This window comes from Reyranella soli, from assembly GCF_007992495.1.
GTDB lineage: Bacteria > Pseudomonadota > Alphaproteobacteria > Reyranellales > Reyranellaceae > Reyranella > Reyranella soli.
This window is the reverse complement of sequence record NZ_BKAJ01000004.1, coordinates 50,868-67,234: the sequence shown is the minus strand read 5'-3', so window position 1 is coordinate 67,234 and position 16,367 is coordinate 50,868. Positions and strand designations below refer to the sequence as shown.

Annotated in this window: 19 protein-coding genes; 8 read left to right on the top strand and 11 right to left on the bottom strand. The window is 66.2% G+C overall.

From position 1 onward, the window contains the following. Positions 1-34 precede the first annotated feature (34 nt). A complete protein-coding gene (locus RSO01_RS00980) occupies positions 35-1,576 on the top strand; it encodes an SGNH/GDSL hydrolase family protein (protein WP_147145252.1) in 1,542 nt (513 codons plus the stop codon). Positions 1,577-1,599: 23 nt separating this feature from the next. On the opposite strand, the gene RSO01_RS00975 is transcribed toward RSO01_RS00980, so the two are convergent. Continuing rightward, the gene (locus tag RSO01_RS00975) at positions 1,600-2,628 is read right to left on the bottom strand and encodes a DNA topoisomerase IB (RefSeq protein ID WP_147145250.1); all 1,029 of its coding nucleotides are present in this window, start codon (positions 2,626-2,628) and stop codon (positions 1,600-1,602) included. Between the two features lie 107 nt (positions 2,629-2,735). Here RSO01_RS00975 and RSO01_RS00970 point away from each other — a divergent pair, with 107 nt between their 5' ends. Continuing rightward, positions 2,736-4,691 carry a hybrid sensor histidine kinase/response regulator gene (locus RSO01_RS00970; RefSeq protein ID WP_246157927.1) on the top strand — a complete coding sequence of 652 codons (1,956 nt, stop codon included), beginning with the start codon at positions 2,736-2,738 and terminating at the stop codon, positions 4,689-4,691. An 80-nt stretch (positions 4,692-4,771) separates the two neighbouring features. Beyond that, positions 4,772-5,224 carry a hypothetical protein gene (locus tag RSO01_RS00965; protein WP_147145248.1) on the top strand — a complete coding sequence of 151 codons (453 nt, stop codon included), beginning with the start codon at positions 4,772-4,774 and terminating at the stop codon, positions 5,222-5,224. 211 nt (positions 5,225-5,435) lie between these two features. Here RSO01_RS00965 and RSO01_RS00960 read toward each other — a convergent pair whose 3' ends face one another. After that, positions 5,436-6,935, bottom strand: a complete 1,500-nt coding sequence (locus tag RSO01_RS00960) for an SGNH/GDSL hydrolase family protein (protein ID WP_147145246.1) — start codon at positions 6,933-6,935, stop codon at positions 5,436-5,438. Between the two features lie 184 nt (positions 6,936-7,119). On the opposite strand from RSO01_RS00960, the gene RSO01_RS00955 reads away from it, so the two are divergent. After that, the gene (locus RSO01_RS00955; RefSeq protein ID WP_147145244.1) at positions 7,120-7,551 is read left to right on the top strand and encodes a hypothetical protein; all 432 of its coding nucleotides are present in this window, start codon (positions 7,120-7,122) and stop codon (positions 7,549-7,551) included. A 72-nt stretch (positions 7,552-7,623) separates the two neighbouring features. After that, on the top strand, positions 7,624-8,691 hold the full coding sequence (locus RSO01_RS00950; protein WP_147145242.1) for an LLM class flavin-dependent oxidoreductase: 1,068 nt from the start codon (positions 7,624-7,626) through the stop codon (positions 8,689-8,691). 13 nt (positions 8,692-8,704) lie between these two features. On the opposite strand, the gene RSO01_RS00945 is transcribed toward RSO01_RS00950, so the two are convergent. The 3 genes from RSO01_RS00945 to RSO01_RS00935 all read right to left on the bottom strand — a co-directional run bounded on the left by RSO01_RS00945 (position 8,705) and on the right by RSO01_RS00935 (position 10,395). Beyond that, positions 8,705-9,358 (bottom strand): matrixin family metalloprotease, encoded by a 654-nt coding sequence (locus tag RSO01_RS00945; protein ID WP_147145240.1) that lies wholly within the window; start codon positions 9,356-9,358, stop codon positions 8,705-8,707. 259 nt (positions 9,359-9,617) lie between these two features. Then, a complete protein-coding gene (locus tag RSO01_RS00940) occupies positions 9,618-10,058 on the bottom strand; it encodes a DUF3617 domain-containing protein (protein WP_147145238.1) in 441 nt (146 codons plus the stop codon). 79 nt (positions 10,059-10,137) lie between these two features. Then, complete coding sequence (locus RSO01_RS00935; RefSeq protein ID WP_147145235.1) at positions 10,138-10,395, bottom strand: hypothetical protein; 258 nt, start codon at positions 10,393-10,395, stop codon at positions 10,138-10,140. A 159-nt stretch (positions 10,396-10,554) separates the two neighbouring features. On the opposite strand from RSO01_RS00935, the gene RSO01_RS00930 reads away from it, so the two are divergent. Further along, a complete protein-coding gene (locus RSO01_RS00930) occupies positions 10,555-10,980 on the top strand; it encodes a response regulator (RefSeq protein WP_147145233.1) in 426 nt (141 codons plus the stop codon). Here the strand turns inward: RSO01_RS00930 and RSO01_RS00925 are convergent. Beyond that, the gene (locus RSO01_RS00925; protein ID WP_147145231.1) at positions 10,931-11,311 is read right to left on the bottom strand and encodes an STAS/SEC14 domain-containing protein; all 381 of its coding nucleotides are present in this window, start codon (positions 11,309-11,311) and stop codon (positions 10,931-10,933) included. The genes RSO01_RS00930 and RSO01_RS00925 overlap by 50 nt on opposite strands. Next, positions 11,312-11,683 carry a hypothetical protein gene (locus RSO01_RS00920; RefSeq protein ID WP_147145229.1) on the bottom strand — a complete coding sequence of 124 codons (372 nt, stop codon included), beginning with the start codon at positions 11,681-11,683 and terminating at the stop codon, positions 11,312-11,314. Positions 11,684-11,788: 105 nt separating this feature from the next. Here RSO01_RS00920 and RSO01_RS00915 point away from each other — a divergent pair, with 105 nt between their 5' ends. After that, positions 11,789-12,085, top strand: coding sequence for a hypothetical protein (locus tag RSO01_RS00915; RefSeq protein WP_147145227.1), 297 nt, complete (start codon positions 11,789-11,791; stop codon positions 12,083-12,085). Positions 12,086-12,149: 64 nt separating this feature from the next. On the opposite strand, the gene RSO01_RS00910 is transcribed toward RSO01_RS00915, so the two are convergent. Together RSO01_RS00910 and RSO01_RS00905 are read right to left on the bottom strand one after the other, a co-directional pair. After that, entirely contained in the window at positions 12,150-12,515 is a 366-nt protein-coding gene (locus RSO01_RS00910; protein ID WP_147145224.1) for a PRC-barrel domain-containing protein, read from the bottom strand. Between the two features lie 78 nt (positions 12,516-12,593). Beyond that, the gene (locus RSO01_RS00905) at positions 12,594-13,280 is read right to left on the bottom strand and encodes a creatininase family protein (RefSeq protein ID WP_147145222.1); all 687 of its coding nucleotides are present in this window, start codon (positions 13,278-13,280) and stop codon (positions 12,594-12,596) included. 41 nt (positions 13,281-13,321) lie between these two features. Here RSO01_RS00905 and RSO01_RS00900 point away from each other — a divergent pair, with 41 nt between their 5' ends. Continuing rightward, positions 13,322-13,756: a nuclear transport factor 2 family protein gene (locus RSO01_RS00900; protein ID WP_218037204.1), complete on the top strand. Its 435-nt coding sequence runs from the start codon at positions 13,322-13,324 to the stop codon at positions 13,754-13,756. A gap of 11 nt (positions 13,757-13,767) precedes the next feature. On the opposite strand, the gene RSO01_RS00895 is transcribed toward RSO01_RS00900, so the two are convergent. Both RSO01_RS00895 and RSO01_RS00890 read right to left on the bottom strand, forming a co-directional pair. Beyond that, positions 13,768-14,859: a mechanosensitive ion channel family protein gene (locus RSO01_RS00895; protein ID WP_147145219.1), complete on the bottom strand. Its 1,092-nt coding sequence runs from the start codon at positions 14,857-14,859 to the stop codon at positions 13,768-13,770. A 65-nt stretch (positions 14,860-14,924) separates the two neighbouring features. Beyond that, positions 14,925-16,343 carry a M61 metallopeptidase family protein gene (locus RSO01_RS00890; protein WP_147145217.1) on the bottom strand — a complete coding sequence of 473 codons (1,419 nt, stop codon included), beginning with the start codon at positions 16,341-16,343 and terminating at the stop codon, positions 14,925-14,927. Positions 16,344-16,367 lie beyond the last annotated feature (24 nt).

Genomic DNA, 16,367 nt, shown 5'->3' with positions numbered 1-16,367 from the left:
AGGCATTTTAGGCGCTGTGAATGATAAATGGAAGATGCCGCAAAGCGCGGCAAAAGCGCGGCTTTCGAAATTTCTAGGCAACGGGCTGCTCCTGCTGGCTTCGCTCGGGATTAGCCTGGCGGCGGCCGAGGCGTTCACACGTTGGCAGGACGACGTGCCGTTGTTCGATTTCCCCTTGCCCTTGCCGGTCGGCCAGGACACGGCTGCCTCCCATGTCGCTTCGCTGCCGTCTGTCGCAGGCGTCAACCGCGACTGGTTCTCGGACAAGGTGCCGCCACCACCGCGACAACCGGTGCCCGAGCAGTGGCAGCGCTGGTATGACGACCTGGAGCGCAAACACGCCGCGACCGGGTCGCTGTTCCGCGGCGGCGACATGTTCAAGGTCTGGAACACGGCCCTGACGCCCAACCCCTGTGAGCATATCATGCTGCGCGACGCGCCCGGCGCGCTCTTCGTCTTCGATCCGCCGGACGGCAACCCGCTGCCGCCCTTCCGCTTCCTGCCGAGCGCCACCAATCCGGAAACGATGGTGACCAACGAGTTCGGTTGGCGGGGCGGGCCGGTCACCTTCGCGCGCAGCCCACGCACCGTGCGCATCGTCTTCGTCGGTTCCTCGACGGTGGTGAGCAGCCATCACATGCCGCATTCCTTCCCCGAGTTCGTCGGCCACTTCCTCAACCGGTGGGCCAAGGCGCGGGGGCTCGACGTGCGCTTCGAGGTGCTGAACGCGGCGCGCGAGAGCATCGGCTCGACCGGCATCGCCGCCATCGTGCGTCAGGAAGTGGTGCCCACCCGGCCCGACCTCGTCATCTACTACGAAGGTGGCAACCAGTTCGCGCTCGAGTCGATCGCCGACAGCGTGCCGCAACGGCCGTCAACCGCCGACCGGGCACCGCCGGGACCGCTCGCCAAGCTGCTGAGGGACGCGGCGCGCTGGTCGGCGTTGGCGAGGCGTCTGGAGGCGAGCACCGGCCTGCTCGATCAGCCGGGCAACGGCGCGGAATGGCCCAAGCCCGCCTACACCCTCAAGTGGCCTGCCGGCCTCGACGAGAACGCGCCCGACATCACGCGGGCCGATCTGCCGGTCAATCTCCCTGTCATCCTCGGCGACCTCGACCAGATCAGGACCGACCTGGCCAAGGTCGATGCCGAGCTCGCGATTTCCTCGTTCATATGGATGGTGCGCGACGGCCTCGTGCTCGACCCGATGCGTCATCGCTACATCCTCGAGCAACTCAACGGCGGCTACTTTCCGTTCAGCTATCGCGATCTCGCGCGTCTCGCCGCCTTCCAGAACCGCGTGTTCGCCGCCTATGCCCGCGCGCACGGCCTGCCTTTCCTCGACGTTGCGGCCACGATGCCCTTCGATCCAAACCTGTTCTTCGACGCGGTGCACAAGACCTATCCCGGCGAGCGCATGCAGGGCTGGGTCACCTTCCTGCTGCTCGTGCCGCTGATCGAGCAACGGCTGGCGAGCGGCGCCTGGCCAAAACCGGTGCCGACGATGCCGCCGACCCATCCCGCCTTCGTCGTGCCGCCGCGGCTCGTGCCGCTCGACTGCGGCAAACCCCGCTGAGCGCGCGAACGCCGGTCATGCCCTCATCCGGCATGCCTGCTCACGATGCGTGCCAGCACTTCGGTCTGTGTTGCCGGCGACTTCGCCTTCCTGATTCGTGGACGTTTCAGCGCGCCGGCTTCGAACGCGGCGATCACCGCGTCGTGCACGTATGAGGTGCGACAGACCGTGGGTGTGTTGGCCAATTCCTCGGCCACCTCGATCACCGCCTCGCGCACCTGGCGTCGACGTTGACGTTCGCTGTCGGCCGGCTCGGTCGCGGCAAGCGCCTTCAAGGCGGCCGACGAAGCGACCAGAGTGCGAAAATCCTTGAGCGAGATAGGCCTGCCGGCAACTTCCTGCAGGAACGCGTTGACCTCCGCGGCGCGCATCGGCCGCATCGTGTCGCCCTCCCGGTACTGGAACAGACGTCGCCCGGGCAATTCCAGCAGTCGCGTCAGGGCGGTGTGGAGACGTGCGCTCCGCACCTGTTTGCCGATGATCCTGCCACCCTTGGCCTTGAACGAGAGCGTCACGAGGCGCTTGTCGGCGAGCCTGACATTCGACTTCAGCAGGGTCGTGGCACCGCGCGTGCCATGCTCGCGAGCGTATTCCTCGCCACCGGCGCGAATCGCCGTGAGGCGCACCAGCTCGACGATCGATGCGGCAACGAAGCGCCGATCGATCTCCTCGACAGACAGGCAGCGGCCGACGGCCCGGCGGACTGCCGGCAGCGACTTTGCCAGGCCCGCGAGCCTGCGTGCCTTGAGCGCCTCGCGGACCTCTGTCCATTTGGGGTGATAGCGGTACTGCAGCCGGCCGGCGGCGTCCTCGCCGATCGCCTGCAAATGGGCGGCCGGGTCGGCCGCGAAGCGGACGTTGGCATAGGCCGGCGGGACAGCCAGCGCCTTCAGGCGGCGAATTTCTTCCTGATCGCGCACGAAGGCGCCGGAGGGCTTGACGAAGGCAAAGCCCTTGCCACAACGCTGGCGCCGCAGCGTCAGCGCCGCCGGTCCGACGATCACGAGGCCCTTTTCCTCGACCAGCCGGGCGACAATCGAACGCTGCGACATAAGTGGAAAAACGCCGGCCCGAGGCGGGCGTTCCGCGACATCACGCGGCGATTCGTTTTGCCTGCAACCTGGAAGCGGTCCAGGCGTTGACCGTCGATGGGGAGTGTATGAACGCAGCGGGAATGACCAAGGCAGCGTTGTTGGTAGGCACCACCGAGGTCGAGCGGTTTCGCCTGCTGGTCGAGGCCGTGACCGACTACGCCATCTACATGCTCGACACCAACGGGATCGTGACGAGCTGGAACGCCGGCGCCGAGCGCATCAAGGGCTACAAGGCCAGCGAGATCCTCGGCCGCAGCTTCGCGAACTTCTACGAGGAGGCCGACCGCAAGGCAGGTATCCCTCAACGCGTCCTCGCGATCGCCACGCGCGACGGCAAGTTCCAGGCCGAAGGCTGGCGCGTGCGCAAGGACGGCAGCCGTTTCTGGGCCTTCGTCATCATCGATGCCATTTACGACAACGGCGAGCTCATCGGCTTCGCCAAGATCACGCGCGATCTAACGGAGCGGCGGGAGGCCGAGGAGGAGTTGCGGCGCAGCGAAGAGCTGTTCCGCCGGCTTGTCGAGGGCGTGACCGACTACGCGATCTACATGCTCGACCCCGACGGCATCGTCAGCAACTGGAACGCCGGTGCCCAACGCATCAAGGGTTACGGTCCAGACGAAATCGTCGGCCAGCACTTCTCGATCTTCTATACCGACGATGATCGTAGCCGCGGTGAGCCGGCGCGCAGCCTCGCCATCGCCGAGCGCGAAGGACGCTTCGAGGCCGAGGCGTGGCGGCAGCGCAAGGACGGCAGCCGCTTCTGGGCCAATGTCGTGATCGACGCCATTCGCGATCCGTCGGGCAAGCTGGTGGGTTTCGCCAAGATCACGCGCGACATCACCGAGCGCCGCGAGGTGCAGCTTGCGCTGGAGCGCACGCGCGAGGCGCTGGCGCACTCGCAGAAGATCGAAGCGATCGGCAAGTTGACGGGCGGCGTGGCGCACGACTTCAACAATCTCCTGACCGTCGTGCTGGGCAGCCTGGATCTGTTGCGTCGCTACCTGCCCAACGACGATCCTCGCGTCACCCGGCTGCTCGACAACGCCCTGCAGGGCGCGCAACGCGGCGCCACCCTGACGCAGCGCATGCTGGCCTTCGCACGCCGGCAGGAGCTCGACCTGCGGCCGGTCGATCTGGTGGAGCTGACGCGCGGCATGCGCGACCTGCTGCAACGCTCGCTTGGCCCCCAGATCGCCATCGAAACGCGCTTTCCGCTGCCTCTCGACTACGTGATGGCCGATCCGCATCAGCTCGAGACGGCGCTGCTCAACCTCGCGATCAATGCCCGAGACGCCATGCCGGCTGGCGGCATCCTGACCATCGCCGCCCGCAACGAGGCGACCGTGGCCGATGCCCCTCTGCGCCCCGGCCGCTATGTCAGGCTGACGCTGCGCGACACCGGCGAGGGCATGGATGCCGAGACGCTGACGCGCGCGACCGAGCCGTTCTTCACGACCAAGGGCACCGGCAAGGGCACCGGACTTGGCCTTTCCATGGTTCACGGCATGGTCGAGCAGCTCGGCGGACAACTAATCCTGCACAGCAAGCCGGGCGAAGGCACGACTGCCGAGCTCTGGCTGCCGGCGGTCGAGCAGGCGGCCGCGACCGAGCCGTCGGAGGCCGGGATCAGGACGATCGCGCAGAGCCGGGCGCTCACCATCCTGGCCGTCGACGACGATGCGCTGGTGCTCGCCAACACGCGCGCGATGCTCGAGGATCTCGGCCATACCGTCGTCGTGGCCTACTCCGGCGAGCAGGCGCTCGAGCGGCTCGAACGCACGCCCACAGTCGACCTCGTCATCACCGATCACGCCATGCCCAAGATGACCGGCAGCGACCTGGCCAAGACAATCATGGCTCGTCGTCCCGGCATGCCGATCATCCTGGCGACTGGATACGCCGAGCTGCCGCCGGCTGCGGAGTCCAGCGTGCCGCGGCTGTCCAAGCCTTTTCGGCAGGATGCCCTGGCCGAGGCCGTGGCCAATGCGGTCAGGACCAGCCGCGAGGCGTCGCCCTAAAGCGACATCCAATCTAGATGGAACCGCGTGCGGTTGTGTTCGGCTAGACGGATTGTGCCTTGGGATGCGATTGTCACGGCATGATCCGTCGTCGTGTTCTCTTCGCGCTTCCCGCACTCTCGCTTGTTTCGGCTCGCGCCTTCGCCCAATCGGTCAACACCCTGCCGGGAATGACGACCGTCACCTTTCCGCCCGGCTCCAACTCGACGACGCTTGCCGGCCAGTTGGCGCCGGGTGGCCGCAGCGTCTACTACGTGCAGGCGAAGGCGGGACAGACTCTCATGGTGTCGGTGATGCCGGTCGCGACCGGTGTCAGCTTCCAGGTCTTCAAGGTCGATGCGAGCCTGGCCAAGGGCGCCGACGGCCTGCCCGTCGTGACCGGCGGCACGCTGCCGGATGCCGGGCCGGCCGACAACGCGACTGCGTGGATCGGCGCCATCCCCCGTGACGGCAATTACCTGGTTCTGGTCACGATGCGTCCCGCCGCGGCACCGGCCCCCAGTCCGTACAATCTCACTGTGTCCTTGCAGTAAATCGAAAATATTTGCCTTTTTGATGCAATTATAATGTCAGAAATTGATTGCGCCGTGGGTGCAATCAGTTCATAAAACTGACGTCGAGTGATCGAGGGACGCCGGGGTGCTTGGGGGAGTTCGGCCCCTTCGATCGTCGACTAGGTGTGTGGAGTGCCGGCGCGTTCGGGGTGGACCGCCGGCATCTCCTTCCTTCTCAGAACATCCGACGTCAGGACTTGCCGGTGCAGGTGAAGGTGATTGACCGCGGCTTGAAGACAGGCGCGGGCTTCTTCGACGCCTCGAATTTCCGGGGCCATGCGCCGCTCTTCAGATGGCGCTCCACGATCGGCACCAGGCCCTGCAGGAACACCCAGGCTCGCAGACGCTCGCCGGCATAGCTGTTGTGGATGGCGTCGACGAAGAGATCGGGATCGAACGGCATCAGCCGCGCCACGTCGATGAAGGCGAGGCCATGCGCACGGGCATACTCGGCGAAGACGCGGTTCTGGAAGGCAGCCATCCGCTCCATGTCGCGATAGTGGAACGGTCCGTAGTTCTGGTTGATATGGTCGAGGATCGAGCGGTGGCGGATAGGATCCAGCAACATCCCATCCTTCACCAGCCAGAAGAATGACGCGATGACCAATTCAGTCCCGACGGCGTCGCCCGAGGCTCGGATGGTATCGAGATCGCGCAGAATAGTCGGCAGATGCACCGGCAGGTCGGTGCGGGTGATGTCGGGATCGCGTTCATCGAGACCCTTGGGCCACTGCAGCGTGTAGTCCTTCTTCGGCCATTCGGCGCCGCCTTCGGGCAGGCTGCGCGCGCTGAACAATGCCTGCATGCGTCGAACCAGCGCCGATTCGTATTGAAGGTCGGTCAACCACGAACCGCTGGCAGCGGTGCCGCCGCCAACCGGCTGCGCCGGACAATGGTCGCCGGCGGCGCTGGCGCCGCCAGGCGTGGCGGCCGTCATGGTGCGCAGATCGAACTGGTTCGCGCCTTCGTAGTAGACGAGCAGGTCCGGACGCAGCGGCAGCACTTCGTCGCGCACGATCACGACGTTGTCGCTCGAGGTGATGCTTTCACGGCCCGCGTTGAGGATCTCGAACCTCACGCCGAGCTTGCGAGCAGCGGCCCACATGTTCAGCCAGCTGCCGACGAACTCGGGATACGAATAGGGAAAGTAGTGATTGCCGACGGTCGTCGAGGCACCGATGAAGGCGATGCGCACCGTCCGCGGCTGACGCTCGAACGGCACGGGTGGTCCGCGAAATCCGTAGTCGTTGGTGACCAGGCCAATCGGCGTCGTCGCGTTGGGCAGGAAACGGTAAGGCGGCCGTGCCTCGCCCGACGGCGGATCGTACAGATAAAGGTGCCCCGGCGCGCCGCAGAGATAGGCGTGACGGCAAGGATCGCCGACGAAGTTGGCGTTCCAGGCCTTGAACATGTCGGCACGGCGTGTGCCCTCGGTGACGCCGCTCTGCTCGACCTTGCTCACCAGGTCGAGCCATTCCTGCGGTATCGCCCTGCGGTTTGGCAACGGCGGCGGATTGGCGAAGAACCACGCGCGATCGACTCCGGGCGCAAGGGCGATCTCGTCCAGATGGCGACCTGTAGGCGCGTTGTCGGCGTTCGCATCGAGTTGGCGCACGACAAACTCGGCCGCGCCGGTGCACAGCGCAACAGAGACCACGACCAGCAGAGCGTTCAGCCAAACCCTTCCCACGACTCTGGTCCTACACGATTCATCGGCCCCGTTGGATGCAAAAAGGCGGGCCATCGCACTGCATCACCCCTGAAGTATTTGCAGCAACTATTACCCCCGGCGTGGCGTTTGGGCGAAAAGAGAGCTAACCGTCTGTTTCGCGTGACTTTTTGCACTCCCCAACAGCCCCTGAGGAGTTCGAGTGATGCCGCTCAGTTGTTCGACCTTTCCCGCTTCCCGGCTCTGCATCGTCAGTGGCGAGAACACAGTGACGCGATCCGACATCGACGCCTATCTCACCGGTACGATCGCCTCGGGCGCCAAGGGCTACGCCAAGCTGGTCGACATCACCGGCTGTACACTGGCGCTCGACGCCGACGACCTGGAGGCGGTCGCTGATCGCCTCATGCAGTACGGCAGGGGCGAGCGGGCGGGTCCCGTCGCCATGGTCGTCGGCTCCGCTCTCAATCTCGACAGGGCGGTGCTGCTGAAGCAGCGGTCGGGCGATCGTCCGTTTCGCATCTTCACCAGCGTCGGTGCGGCGCGTTCCTGGTTGGCGAGCTATCAGGAGAGCTACAATCCCGCGGCCTTTGCGACCGGCCTCAGCACGCGGTGGCGCAGCCTGCGCACCGGCTGACTGCGCCCCTTCTGACTGCGCGTCGAGAAACAGCCGCCTTGCCTCGCCCGCCCAAAGCGGGTGAATTGGCGCATGCAGTTCGGCTGGCTTACCCTTCAAATGTCGCCCTCGCCCGACGAGGACGCCCAACGTATCGACAACCTGATCGACCAGGCCTGCGGCGCTGAGCGCCTGGGCTTCTCCGACGTATGGTTGACGGAACACTATTTCACCGGCGAGAGCGTCTATTCGGATTCGCTGATGTTCGCCGCGGCGCTCGCCGTGAAGACCGAGCGCGTTCGCATCGGCTTCGCCGTCGTGCAGATGCCGTTCCATCATCCGGTGCGGCTCGCCGTGCAGCTCGCCCTGCTCGACAACCTCAGCAAGGGCCGCATCGATGTCGGCATCGGCAAGGGCACGGTCTACAACGAGTACGAGTTCGTGGGGCACGGGCTTCGCAGCACCGACAGCCGCGAGCGCATGGAAGAGGCGGTCGACATCATCGAGCGCGCCTGGCGTGAGTCTCCTCTCACCTACGACGGCCGTTTCCACAAGGTGCATATCCCGGCGATCCGGCCCAAGCCCGTGCAGCAGCCCGGACCGCCGCTGTGGCGCTCGGTGATCTCGCCTGGCTCGTTCAAGGACTGCGGCAAGCTCGGTGTGCCGATCCTGACGGCGCGCCTGCCCGTCGAACGCATCAGGGAGCGGTGGGCGACCTACGAGGCCGGCATCGCCGAAGGCGGCCATGACGAGCGCACGCGGGCGCGGCTGCTGTCGCAGAGTGCGTTGTGGCGCAACGTCTACGTGGCCGAATCGGACGCGCAGGCCGAGGATGAGCTCGCCGCGCTGCTCACCGAGACGCGCGCCCACATGATGCATGTGCGCGATGCCTACAATCCGGCCGACTTCGAGCCCGAGCCGGCCACGCTCAATGCCTGGACGGATCCCAAGGTGCCGGATTCGGTCGCCATTCCCTTTGCCCTTCAGACCGGATCGCTCTACGGCTCGGTCAAGCGGGTGCGCGAGCAGGTGGCCGAGCTGCGCGACGTCGGCGTCCAACATCTGCTCTGCCAGACCGGCTTCGGCGCCATGGACCATGCGCAGAACATGGCCTCGATGCGCCGCTTCGGCGAACAGGTGATGCCGGCGTTCCGGGACTAGACGCAGAGCGTCGTCAGCGATAGCTCATGCGGCCGCCATCGAGGCCGGGCCCGACGCACCAGTTGAGCTGGCCGAGCGGCAGGCGCTGCGCCGACGCCACCATCGACACGGCGGCGCGATCGATGCAATGGCCGTTGTTGCCGTCGTAGACCGGGGCCATCAGATGGCCCTGCGGATCGTGACCGGCACCCAGCACATGGCCGATCTCGTGCAGCATCACCGCCGTCAGGTCGCGCACGGCGAAGCGATCAGCGATCACGTAGACGAAGCCGCCGCCGCGATTGCCCACGGTCATGGCGAGAGCGCCGCGGTCGCAGGCCGCCGGATGACGGCTGTCGACCTTGGCGACGATCCAGGCTCCCTGACGGCGGAGCTGAGCCATTGCCCTGTCCGAGGCATCGGCCGGCAACAGGACGGGGCGCAGCCGCACGAAGCCGTTCAGCACATGATTCCATTGCTGCAAGGCCAGCCCGATGCGCTCTCTCTCGGTGGCATCGAAGTCATGATCGACATAGACGGTGAGCGTGCGTGCGCTGGCCGCGGCGGCTGACGGCCTGTCCGTGTAACGGTAGGCGGAGACGTCGTATCGTGCCTCGCCGGTCGCCGCGGCCGCGGTCATGAGCGACAGCGCAACAGCGAGGGCCAGCAGCGCCAGGCCAGAAGCCATCAATACCGTTACGAGCCGCGTCAGGCGCACCGAAAACCCCGCTCCTACGGCGGGTATACGGGCCGCTTACCGGCGCTATCCCTGATGGAATCGGGGCAACTTCGTGGCGCGCCTCATCCACCTCCCCCGTCTTACGGGGGAAGCAGGGAGGGGGAGAACAACGGAGGTGGTGTGCGGAAGGCGAAGATCATGATTCATGATCTGAAAAAGCCTGACGTTCTCGTTGAGGCCTCCCCCCGTATGACGGGGAGGTGGAAGACTAACAATCGCCCACGCGCTTGCCGCTCAACACGCTGCTGCCCTTGACCGTGGTGCCGGCCTTGTCCTTGACCGTGAGCTGGCCCAGGCCCTCGTAGCTGTCCGGCTTGTAGCTGATCTCCGCCTCGGCGGTGACGCCGGGCGTCTCGGCGGTCGACGGACAGACCGTGGTCGCCTTGAAGATGCCGGGCTGCTTGGGCCCTGGGCTGAAGGTGCAGCCGTGCTTGGCGAAGTCGTCGGGGGTCGGATAGAGCAGGCGCTCCAGGGTGGCCTCGCCGCCTTTGATGCAGACGCGCTTGGAGGTGGCCGGCATCGGCTGCACCCCTTCAAGGGTCGTCTTGTCGGTGGTCTCCCACAGACCCGCTTGGATGGCTGTCTGGCCGAAAGTCGGGCCGGTGATCAACGTGGCCGCAATGGCTGCGGCAATGACAGAACGCTTCATCGACTTGGATCGCTCCTGCTGTCTGGCGACAGCGCAGCATAGCCCGCTGCGCTGTCGTCGGGCGATCCAATTCGGATGCTTACTGCTGGCGCTGCGGCGCCGGAGCGGGATTTGCTGGGGCCGGCTGCGCCGGAGCGCGTGGCTGCTCAACCGTGACGTTGACGTTACTGTCGGGCGCGCGGGCAACGTTGCTGTGCAGGCCGGGCGCTCCGAGCATGAAATAGCCGCCAATCAGCACCGCCACCGCCAACGCTCCGACGATGAAGTACAGGCCACCGCCGCCGGTAGTTGGACCGGCGGTTACATGGATGTCGGTCTTGGGGTCATAGTCGGGCATGTTTCACCTTTCATGCAGCGTCTCCGTAAAACGGCACCGACAAAACTTCGTTCCCGACGATCAGAAGAGCGGGTAGGTCGTCGACGTCTTCCTCTTCCTCGACGCTGCACGCGCCAAGTTGCGAGGAACCGCAGGCCCGGGCTCGGCGTTACAGTTCTAATGTCGACTGTGCCTCCGCCCTCCGAAACGCCGCTCAGCGGTCGAAAGATCCTGATCGTCGAGGACGAGGCTCCCATCGCCCTCAACCTCGCGGCAGCGGTTCAACAGGCTGGCGGCATCGTGATCGGGCCTGTCGCCTCCGTGGCTGGCGCCCACGCGGTCATGGCGGACAACCGCCTCGATGGCGCCCTTCTCGACATCCGGCTGCGCAATGAGACGTCGTTCCCGCTGGCCGACGTCCTGGCGGTGCTGAACATCCCCTTCGTATTCGTGAGCGGCCTGTCGAGCGCCCTCATGCCCTACACGCACCGCGAACGGCCGCTGTTCGACAAGCCCTATGAGCCGGACGAGGTGATCGCGGCGCTCGCCCGCCTGGTCAATGACTCCGGGACGGCTGAGCCTCGAGCCAACGACGCGCCTGCTTGACGTCCTCGAATACCTTCATCGGACGATCGGCCACGGCAGCCGCCCCCAGCAGACGCGCAATGCGCTCGGCCTGCTCGGCGGTGGCGACGACAGCCAGCGGGCCCATGGTGCCAAGCGCGTGCAGCGCGCGGATGCGCACGACGATTGACAGCAGGTCATCGGGCGTCATGGCCGCCCGTGCACGCGTGCCGTCGAGCAGCTTGCTGTAGGCCAGCGCCTCCGCCCCCTCGACCGCGTCGAAGAAGGCCATGGCGTCGGCCATCGACACTTCGCCGTCCGCGACCAGCTCGACGGCGCGCCTGCGTGAATCGATCGTCCAGTAAAGCGCCATCTATGCCGGCTGGGCGTCCAGCCAGCGCCGGGCGGCACGGACGTCGCGGAAGATCTTGATCGGGCGATCGGCGGCGGCCAATGCTCCGAACAGGCGGGCCAGCCCATGTGTGTGTTCGGAGACCACGACGATGGCCAGCGGCCCCATCGCTCCTGCCGTGTGATAGGCACGGATACGCGCGCCCAGCAGCATCATCTCCTCGTCGGTCAACCGGGAATCGCCGTGCGTTCCGTCGAACAGCTTGCGGTAGGGCATGCTGCCGGCCACGACCACGGCGTCGAGATACTCCTCGAGATCCTGCAGCGTGACGTCGCCTTGGCATATGGCCGTCAGCAAGCGCTGGTCGTGATCGATCGTCCAAGTGATGGGCACGCAAGACCCGCCGATTCTCTGCCGATTCTCCCCGGCGGCACAGTAGGGAGGGCGCGCACCGGCTGCAACCTCCGTTCACAGGGCACGTTGACCTGGAGGTCGATCATGAGCAGCAAGAGCATTCCCCTCGGAACCCAGGAGCACGAGATCCTTCGCGCCATCGCCCGCAACGCGGCGGCGCTGGCGGTTCCGCTGTCGTCCACGCAGCGCCTGCGTTTCGAGATGCTGGGCCTGATCGAGGATCGCGCCGACGGCATTCGGTTGACCGAGCGTGGGCGCGCGATCGCCGCCGCGCCGAGCGAAGCGCCGCCGCAGGCGGCGCCGGAGCTGCAGCAGCACGCATCGGCGCCGCGCGACCGACGCGGCCGCCGGCTGGGCCTGCGCCGCCGCTCTCCGTTCTGACAAATCCAAGACGAAAGAGCGGCCGATGGCGTCCGCAGAACGGCGCCACCGGCCAGCCGCGCGCCTACCAATAGGTCGGAGCGTTGTAGTAGCGATCGACCTGGCGGCCGTAATCCGGCGTCCAGTGGAAGTCCTCGTCCATGTCGTAGGTCGGCGCCGCTTCGAGCATCCTCTTGTCGAGGTTGACGACATAGCCGCCCTTGCTCTCGTCGTAGTTCAGGGCCGACCAGGGAATCGGATGATACTTCTCACCGATGCCGAGGAAGCCGCCGAACGACATGATCGCGTAGATCGCCTTGCCGCTCACCTTGTCGAGCATGATGTCGTCGATCGTGCCGAGCTTGTCGCCCTGCGGGTTGTAGACGGAGGTGCCTTCGACGCGTTCGGCGTTGATGAGCGTGTTGGGCGTGATCCTGGTGATGTCGGCCATCGCTGGGTTCCTTCTTGATTGTTGGTGCGTGCGCGATAAACGTCACGATGGTTCGACGAGTTGCCGCGGCAGGCCGCTCTAGCGTCGCGGCGCGAGGTCGGGCCAGCGGGCAGCGATGGCCATGACGATATCGTCGATGCGGGCGGCGAGAATGCGCTCGCCCTTGAAGGCGGTTGCCCGGGTCGGGTCGCCGGTAGCGCCGGTGCGCTCGAACGGCCCGTCGAGCGCCAGCTTGTCAGTGCGCACGCTGCGCGGGTCGAGCGCCAGCATCACCGACGTCTCGCGCTCGTCGGCGTGGCCGCCGTCGGCGACGGCGAGCAGCTTCTCGGCAGCGGAACCCATGCCGCGCATGTGCAGCACCAGGAGATCGGCCGCGCCGGAGGCGACCTCGTCGATCGGCTTCTCGGTCGACACGCCGGTGTTCAGGATGACGAGCCGCCGGACGCCGTGGCTGCGCAAATTGCCCAGCAGTTCGGCCAGCAGAGCCTTGAAGGTCTCAGCCGACAGATGCTGGCTGCCGGCGAACGAGGTGAAGGCGGGATAGAAGCCGAAGCCGACGACGGGTGCGGCGACCGCGGGCAGGCGCTCGATCAGCCGCTGGGCCAGGGCGCGCGCCGTCAGCGCGTCGGTCTTGAGCGGCAGATGCGGGCCGTGCGCCTTGGCGGCCGCGCCGACCGGAACCACGACCAATGCCGCCGCCTCGAAACGAGCTTTTGCCTCGGGCCAGGTGAGGTCTTCGAGCCAAACGCCGGTGTCGGTTGTCATGGGACCACGCTAGCATGGAGACAGTGAACGGGGAGAAACTGATGCAAAAGATCGCTCTTTTCCTTGCGCTGCTCGTGGCCGCGTTGCCGGCCAACGCGGCCGACCTCGAAGCCAACAAGAAGGTCGTGCTCGACTTCTACGAGAAAGGGCTGAACCAGAAAGATTTCGATGCCGCGGCCAAGCATTTCGGCCCGCACTACATCCAGCACAATCCCGGCGCACCGGACGGCATCGAAGGCTTCAAGGCCTTCATCGCCATGCGCAAGGAGAAATTCCCCACCGCCAAGAGCGAGATCAAGCGCGTCTTTGCCGAAGGCGATTTTGTGATCCTGCACGTCCACAGCGTGCGCGAGCCGGGCGAGCGCGGCGTGGCGATCGTCGACATCTTCCGGTTGGAGGACGGCAAGATCGTCGAGCACTGGGACGCCGTGCAGCCGATCCCGGAGAAGCCGGCGAACAACAACGGGATGTTCTGAGCTCCGCGACGTCAGGCGGCGTCGCGCTGCAGCTCGACCAATTCGGCGCGTTGCTTGGGCAAGGCCGCCGGATAGGTTTCCTGCAGGAAGACGATCAGCTTCTCGCGCACCTCGCAACGCAGGTCCCATGCCTGCTCCGACGTACGGGCGCTGACCAGGGCGCGCAGCTGCACGGCCTGCTCACTCGTCTCGACGACCTGGAGGTTGACCACCTCGCCGCTCCATAGCTTGGTCGTGCGCACGATCTCCTCGAGCTTGGACCGGACGTGGGCGACCGGCACCGTGTAGTCGACCCACAGGAATACCGATCCGATCAGGTCGGTGCCCTGGAACGTCCAGTTCTGGAAGGGTTTCTCCAGGAAGTACGACAGCGGCACGACCAGCCTCCGCCAGTCCCACACCTTGATGACGACGTAGGTGCCCGTGATCTCCTCGACCCAACCCCACTCGTTCTCCACGATCACAGCGTCGCCGATGCGGATCGGCTGCGTGATCGCAAGCTGGATGCCGGCGATCAGGTTGGTGAGCAGCGGCCGCGCCGCCAGGCCCACGATGATGCCGGCGGCGCCAGCCGAAGCGATCAGGCTCACACCATACTGCTTCACCGACTCGAAGGTCATGAGCGCAGCAGCGACGGTGACGATGATCACCATCGTTTCGATCACGCGGCGCAGGACGCGTACCTGTGTGACGTGCTTGCGCGCCAGCGGATTGTCGGCGCCAGCGACATCGGCGCGACGAAGATAGAAGTCGGATGCCAGAACGATGGCCGCGGTCGCGCTCCAGCCGATCAACAAGATGAAGGCCACCATCAGCGCATGGCCGATGGCGGACCGGGCGTCCCGGTCCAACGGCGCGACCGGCAGTACGATGCCGACGGCGAAGATGACCAACGCCATGCGGATGGGGCCATCCGTCGCCGAGATCAGCGACTGCAGGAAGGCATTTTTTGGCGAGATCAGCCGGCGCATCAGGCGCACTGCGGCGCGATGCAGCAGCAGCGCCAGGGCGGCCGCCATGACGAGCATCAACGCCGACCACAGCCAGTTCGGTATCCACGGCAAGTATTCGTCGGCCTTGGCCAGGAGGTCGCGAAAAAACATGGCGACGCAACGCGACCTGTCCGCCGAAAGTTGCCGCCGTCATGGCCTTGTAACGATATCTCAGCCTAGCTTTCCCACGGCAGCTTGATGCGCCGGGGCGGATGCGTACCGGGCACGATCAGCTTGCGCCACTTCGCTGACGGCGCATTTTCGTCGAGCGCGATGCGGCTGCCGACCAACGAGATGCCGAGGTCCCTCCACAGCGCGGCGAGGTCGACGGGCTCGGCGTTGTTGAAATGGCGCTCGACCAGGCCGCTCATGACGGTGGTGCCGGTGACACGGTCGCAGGCGGCGGCGTATTCCGCGATGATGGCGCGCCGCGCGCCGTCGAGGCCGCTCCACAGCACGCCGGCCAGGCAATCCTCCAGACCCTTGGCGCCGTTGGTGGCGCGCCGCAGGCCGACGTCGGCCAGCAGCATGAAGGTGGCGCCACCCCAGTAGTTCTCCTGACCACGGGCATTGGCCATGCTGCTCGAGAAGGCCTGCACGCCCTTGGGCATGTTGTCGACCCACTCGCGCCACACCTCCTCCTCTGTCTTCCAGCCGGCGCGGGCACGGATGATCGGCTCGACGTAGGTGGCGGCGCCCTCCATGAACCATGTGCCGCCACGGCGGATGAACGGCATGCCGGTGTGGATCAGTTCATGCGTCAACACCCAGTCGTCGAACAGGCGGCGGCGGTCGACGTCGGTGCCGACCTCGACCATCACCGTGACGCCGCCGCCGGGCACGCTGCGACCGTAGCCGACGCCGCGGCGATGCGTGACCGGCACCAGGCCGAGCAACGCCTGCTTGGCCGTAAAACCCTGCCAGTAGTTGGACTGCGCCTGCGCCGTGCGCTCGACCCAGTCGAACAGGTCGTCGCGAGCGCCCTCGCCGACGCCGTCGAGGATCGCCACGCGCAGCACGCCATCCGTCCTTGGCTGGCCGGGCCGCAGCGATCCGGGAGCGGGAACGGCAAGCTCACGATAGGCCAGTCGTCCCAGCGCCGTGTAGCCTGCGGTGACCACAGGCGCGCCGCTGAGCCGCCAGGCATCGCCTACCTTGGGCAGGCCGGCCGCGAACACCAGGCCCGGGCCCGTCGCCATGCGGATGTCGATCGTCGGGGCACGATCGTAGCCCTGTGGCTCGAGCAGCCAGCTTCCCAGGATCGCGAGCACGCCATTGCCGCGCTGCACGGCGAGCGACGTCGAATCGACGGCACGGGCGAAGCCGGACAGATCGAACCGGTAGCGCGCCTCGGCGATGCCGTCACGCTGCTCGAGCTTGAGGTCCTGGACGTAGGACGAGGTGCGATCCTCGACCGATCGGAAGGACAAAGGCTGGGTCGCGCGACAACGATAGGTGATATCGAGCTTGAGCCCGTTGTTGTCCGCCAGCCGGCCATCGACGGTGCAGTCCGGCACAGCGACCGGCTGGGCCAACGGCTGGGCCAGGGAGGGAGTCGCCGCCAGCAATGCAGCAATGAAAGCCCGCCGGAACATGCCGCAGGCTAGCACGTGTAAGCT

Excerpts from the sequence above, each read along its gene's own strand:
- RSO01_RS00980 (WP_147145252.1), top strand. The coding sequence starts at position 35 with ATGCCGCAAAGCGCGGCAAAAGCGCGGCTTTCGAAATTTCTAGGCAAC.
- RSO01_RS00975 (WP_147145250.1), bottom strand. The coding sequence starts at position 2,628 with ATGTCGCAGCGTTCGATTGTCGCCCGGCTGGTCGAGGAAAAGGGCCTC.
- RSO01_RS00970 (WP_246157927.1), top strand. The coding sequence starts at position 2,736 with ATGAACGCAGCGGGAATGACCAAGGCAGCGTTGTTGGTAGGCACCACC.
- RSO01_RS00965 (WP_147145248.1), top strand. The coding sequence starts at position 4,772 with ATGATCCGTCGTCGTGTTCTCTTCGCGCTTCCCGCACTCTCGCTTGTT.
- RSO01_RS00955 (WP_147145244.1), top strand. The coding sequence starts at position 7,120 with ATGCCGCTCAGTTGTTCGACCTTTCCCGCTTCCCGGCTCTGCATCGTC.
- RSO01_RS00950 (WP_147145242.1), top strand. The coding sequence starts at position 7,624 with ATGCAGTTCGGCTGGCTTACCCTTCAAATGTCGCCCTCGCCCGACGAG.
- RSO01_RS00945 (WP_147145240.1), bottom strand. The coding sequence starts at position 9,358 with ATGGCTTCTGGCCTGGCGCTGCTGGCCCTCGCTGTTGCGCTGTCGCTC.
- RSO01_RS00940 (WP_147145238.1), bottom strand. The coding sequence starts at position 10,058 with ATGAAGCGTTCTGTCATTGCCGCAGCCATTGCGGCCACGTTGATCACC.
- RSO01_RS00935 (WP_147145235.1), bottom strand. The coding sequence starts at position 10,395 with ATGCCCGACTATGACCCCAAGACCGACATCCATGTAACCGCCGGTCCA.
- RSO01_RS00930 (WP_147145233.1), top strand. The coding sequence starts at position 10,555 with ATGTCGACTGTGCCTCCGCCCTCCGAAACGCCGCTCAGCGGTCGAAAG.
- RSO01_RS00925 (WP_147145231.1), bottom strand. The coding sequence starts at position 11,311 with ATGGCGCTTTACTGGACGATCGATTCACGCAGGCGCGCCGTCGAGCTG.
- RSO01_RS00915 (WP_147145227.1), top strand. The coding sequence starts at position 11,789 with ATGAGCAGCAAGAGCATTCCCCTCGGAACCCAGGAGCACGAGATCCTT.
- RSO01_RS00910 (WP_147145224.1), bottom strand. The coding sequence starts at position 12,515 with ATGGCCGACATCACCAGGATCACGCCCAACACGCTCATCAACGCCGAA.
- RSO01_RS00905 (WP_147145222.1), bottom strand. The coding sequence starts at position 13,280 with ATGACAACCGACACCGGCGTTTGGCTCGAAGACCTCACCTGGCCCGAG.
- RSO01_RS00900 (WP_218037204.1), top strand. The coding sequence starts at position 13,322 with ATGCAAAAGATCGCTCTTTTCCTTGCGCTGCTCGTGGCCGCGTTGCCG.
- RSO01_RS00895 (WP_147145219.1), bottom strand. The coding sequence starts at position 14,859 with ATGTTTTTTCGCGACCTCCTGGCCAAGGCCGACGAATACTTGCCGTGG.
- RSO01_RS00890 (WP_147145217.1), bottom strand. The coding sequence starts at position 16,343 with ATGTTCCGGCGGGCTTTCATTGCTGCATTGCTGGCGGCGACTCCCTCC.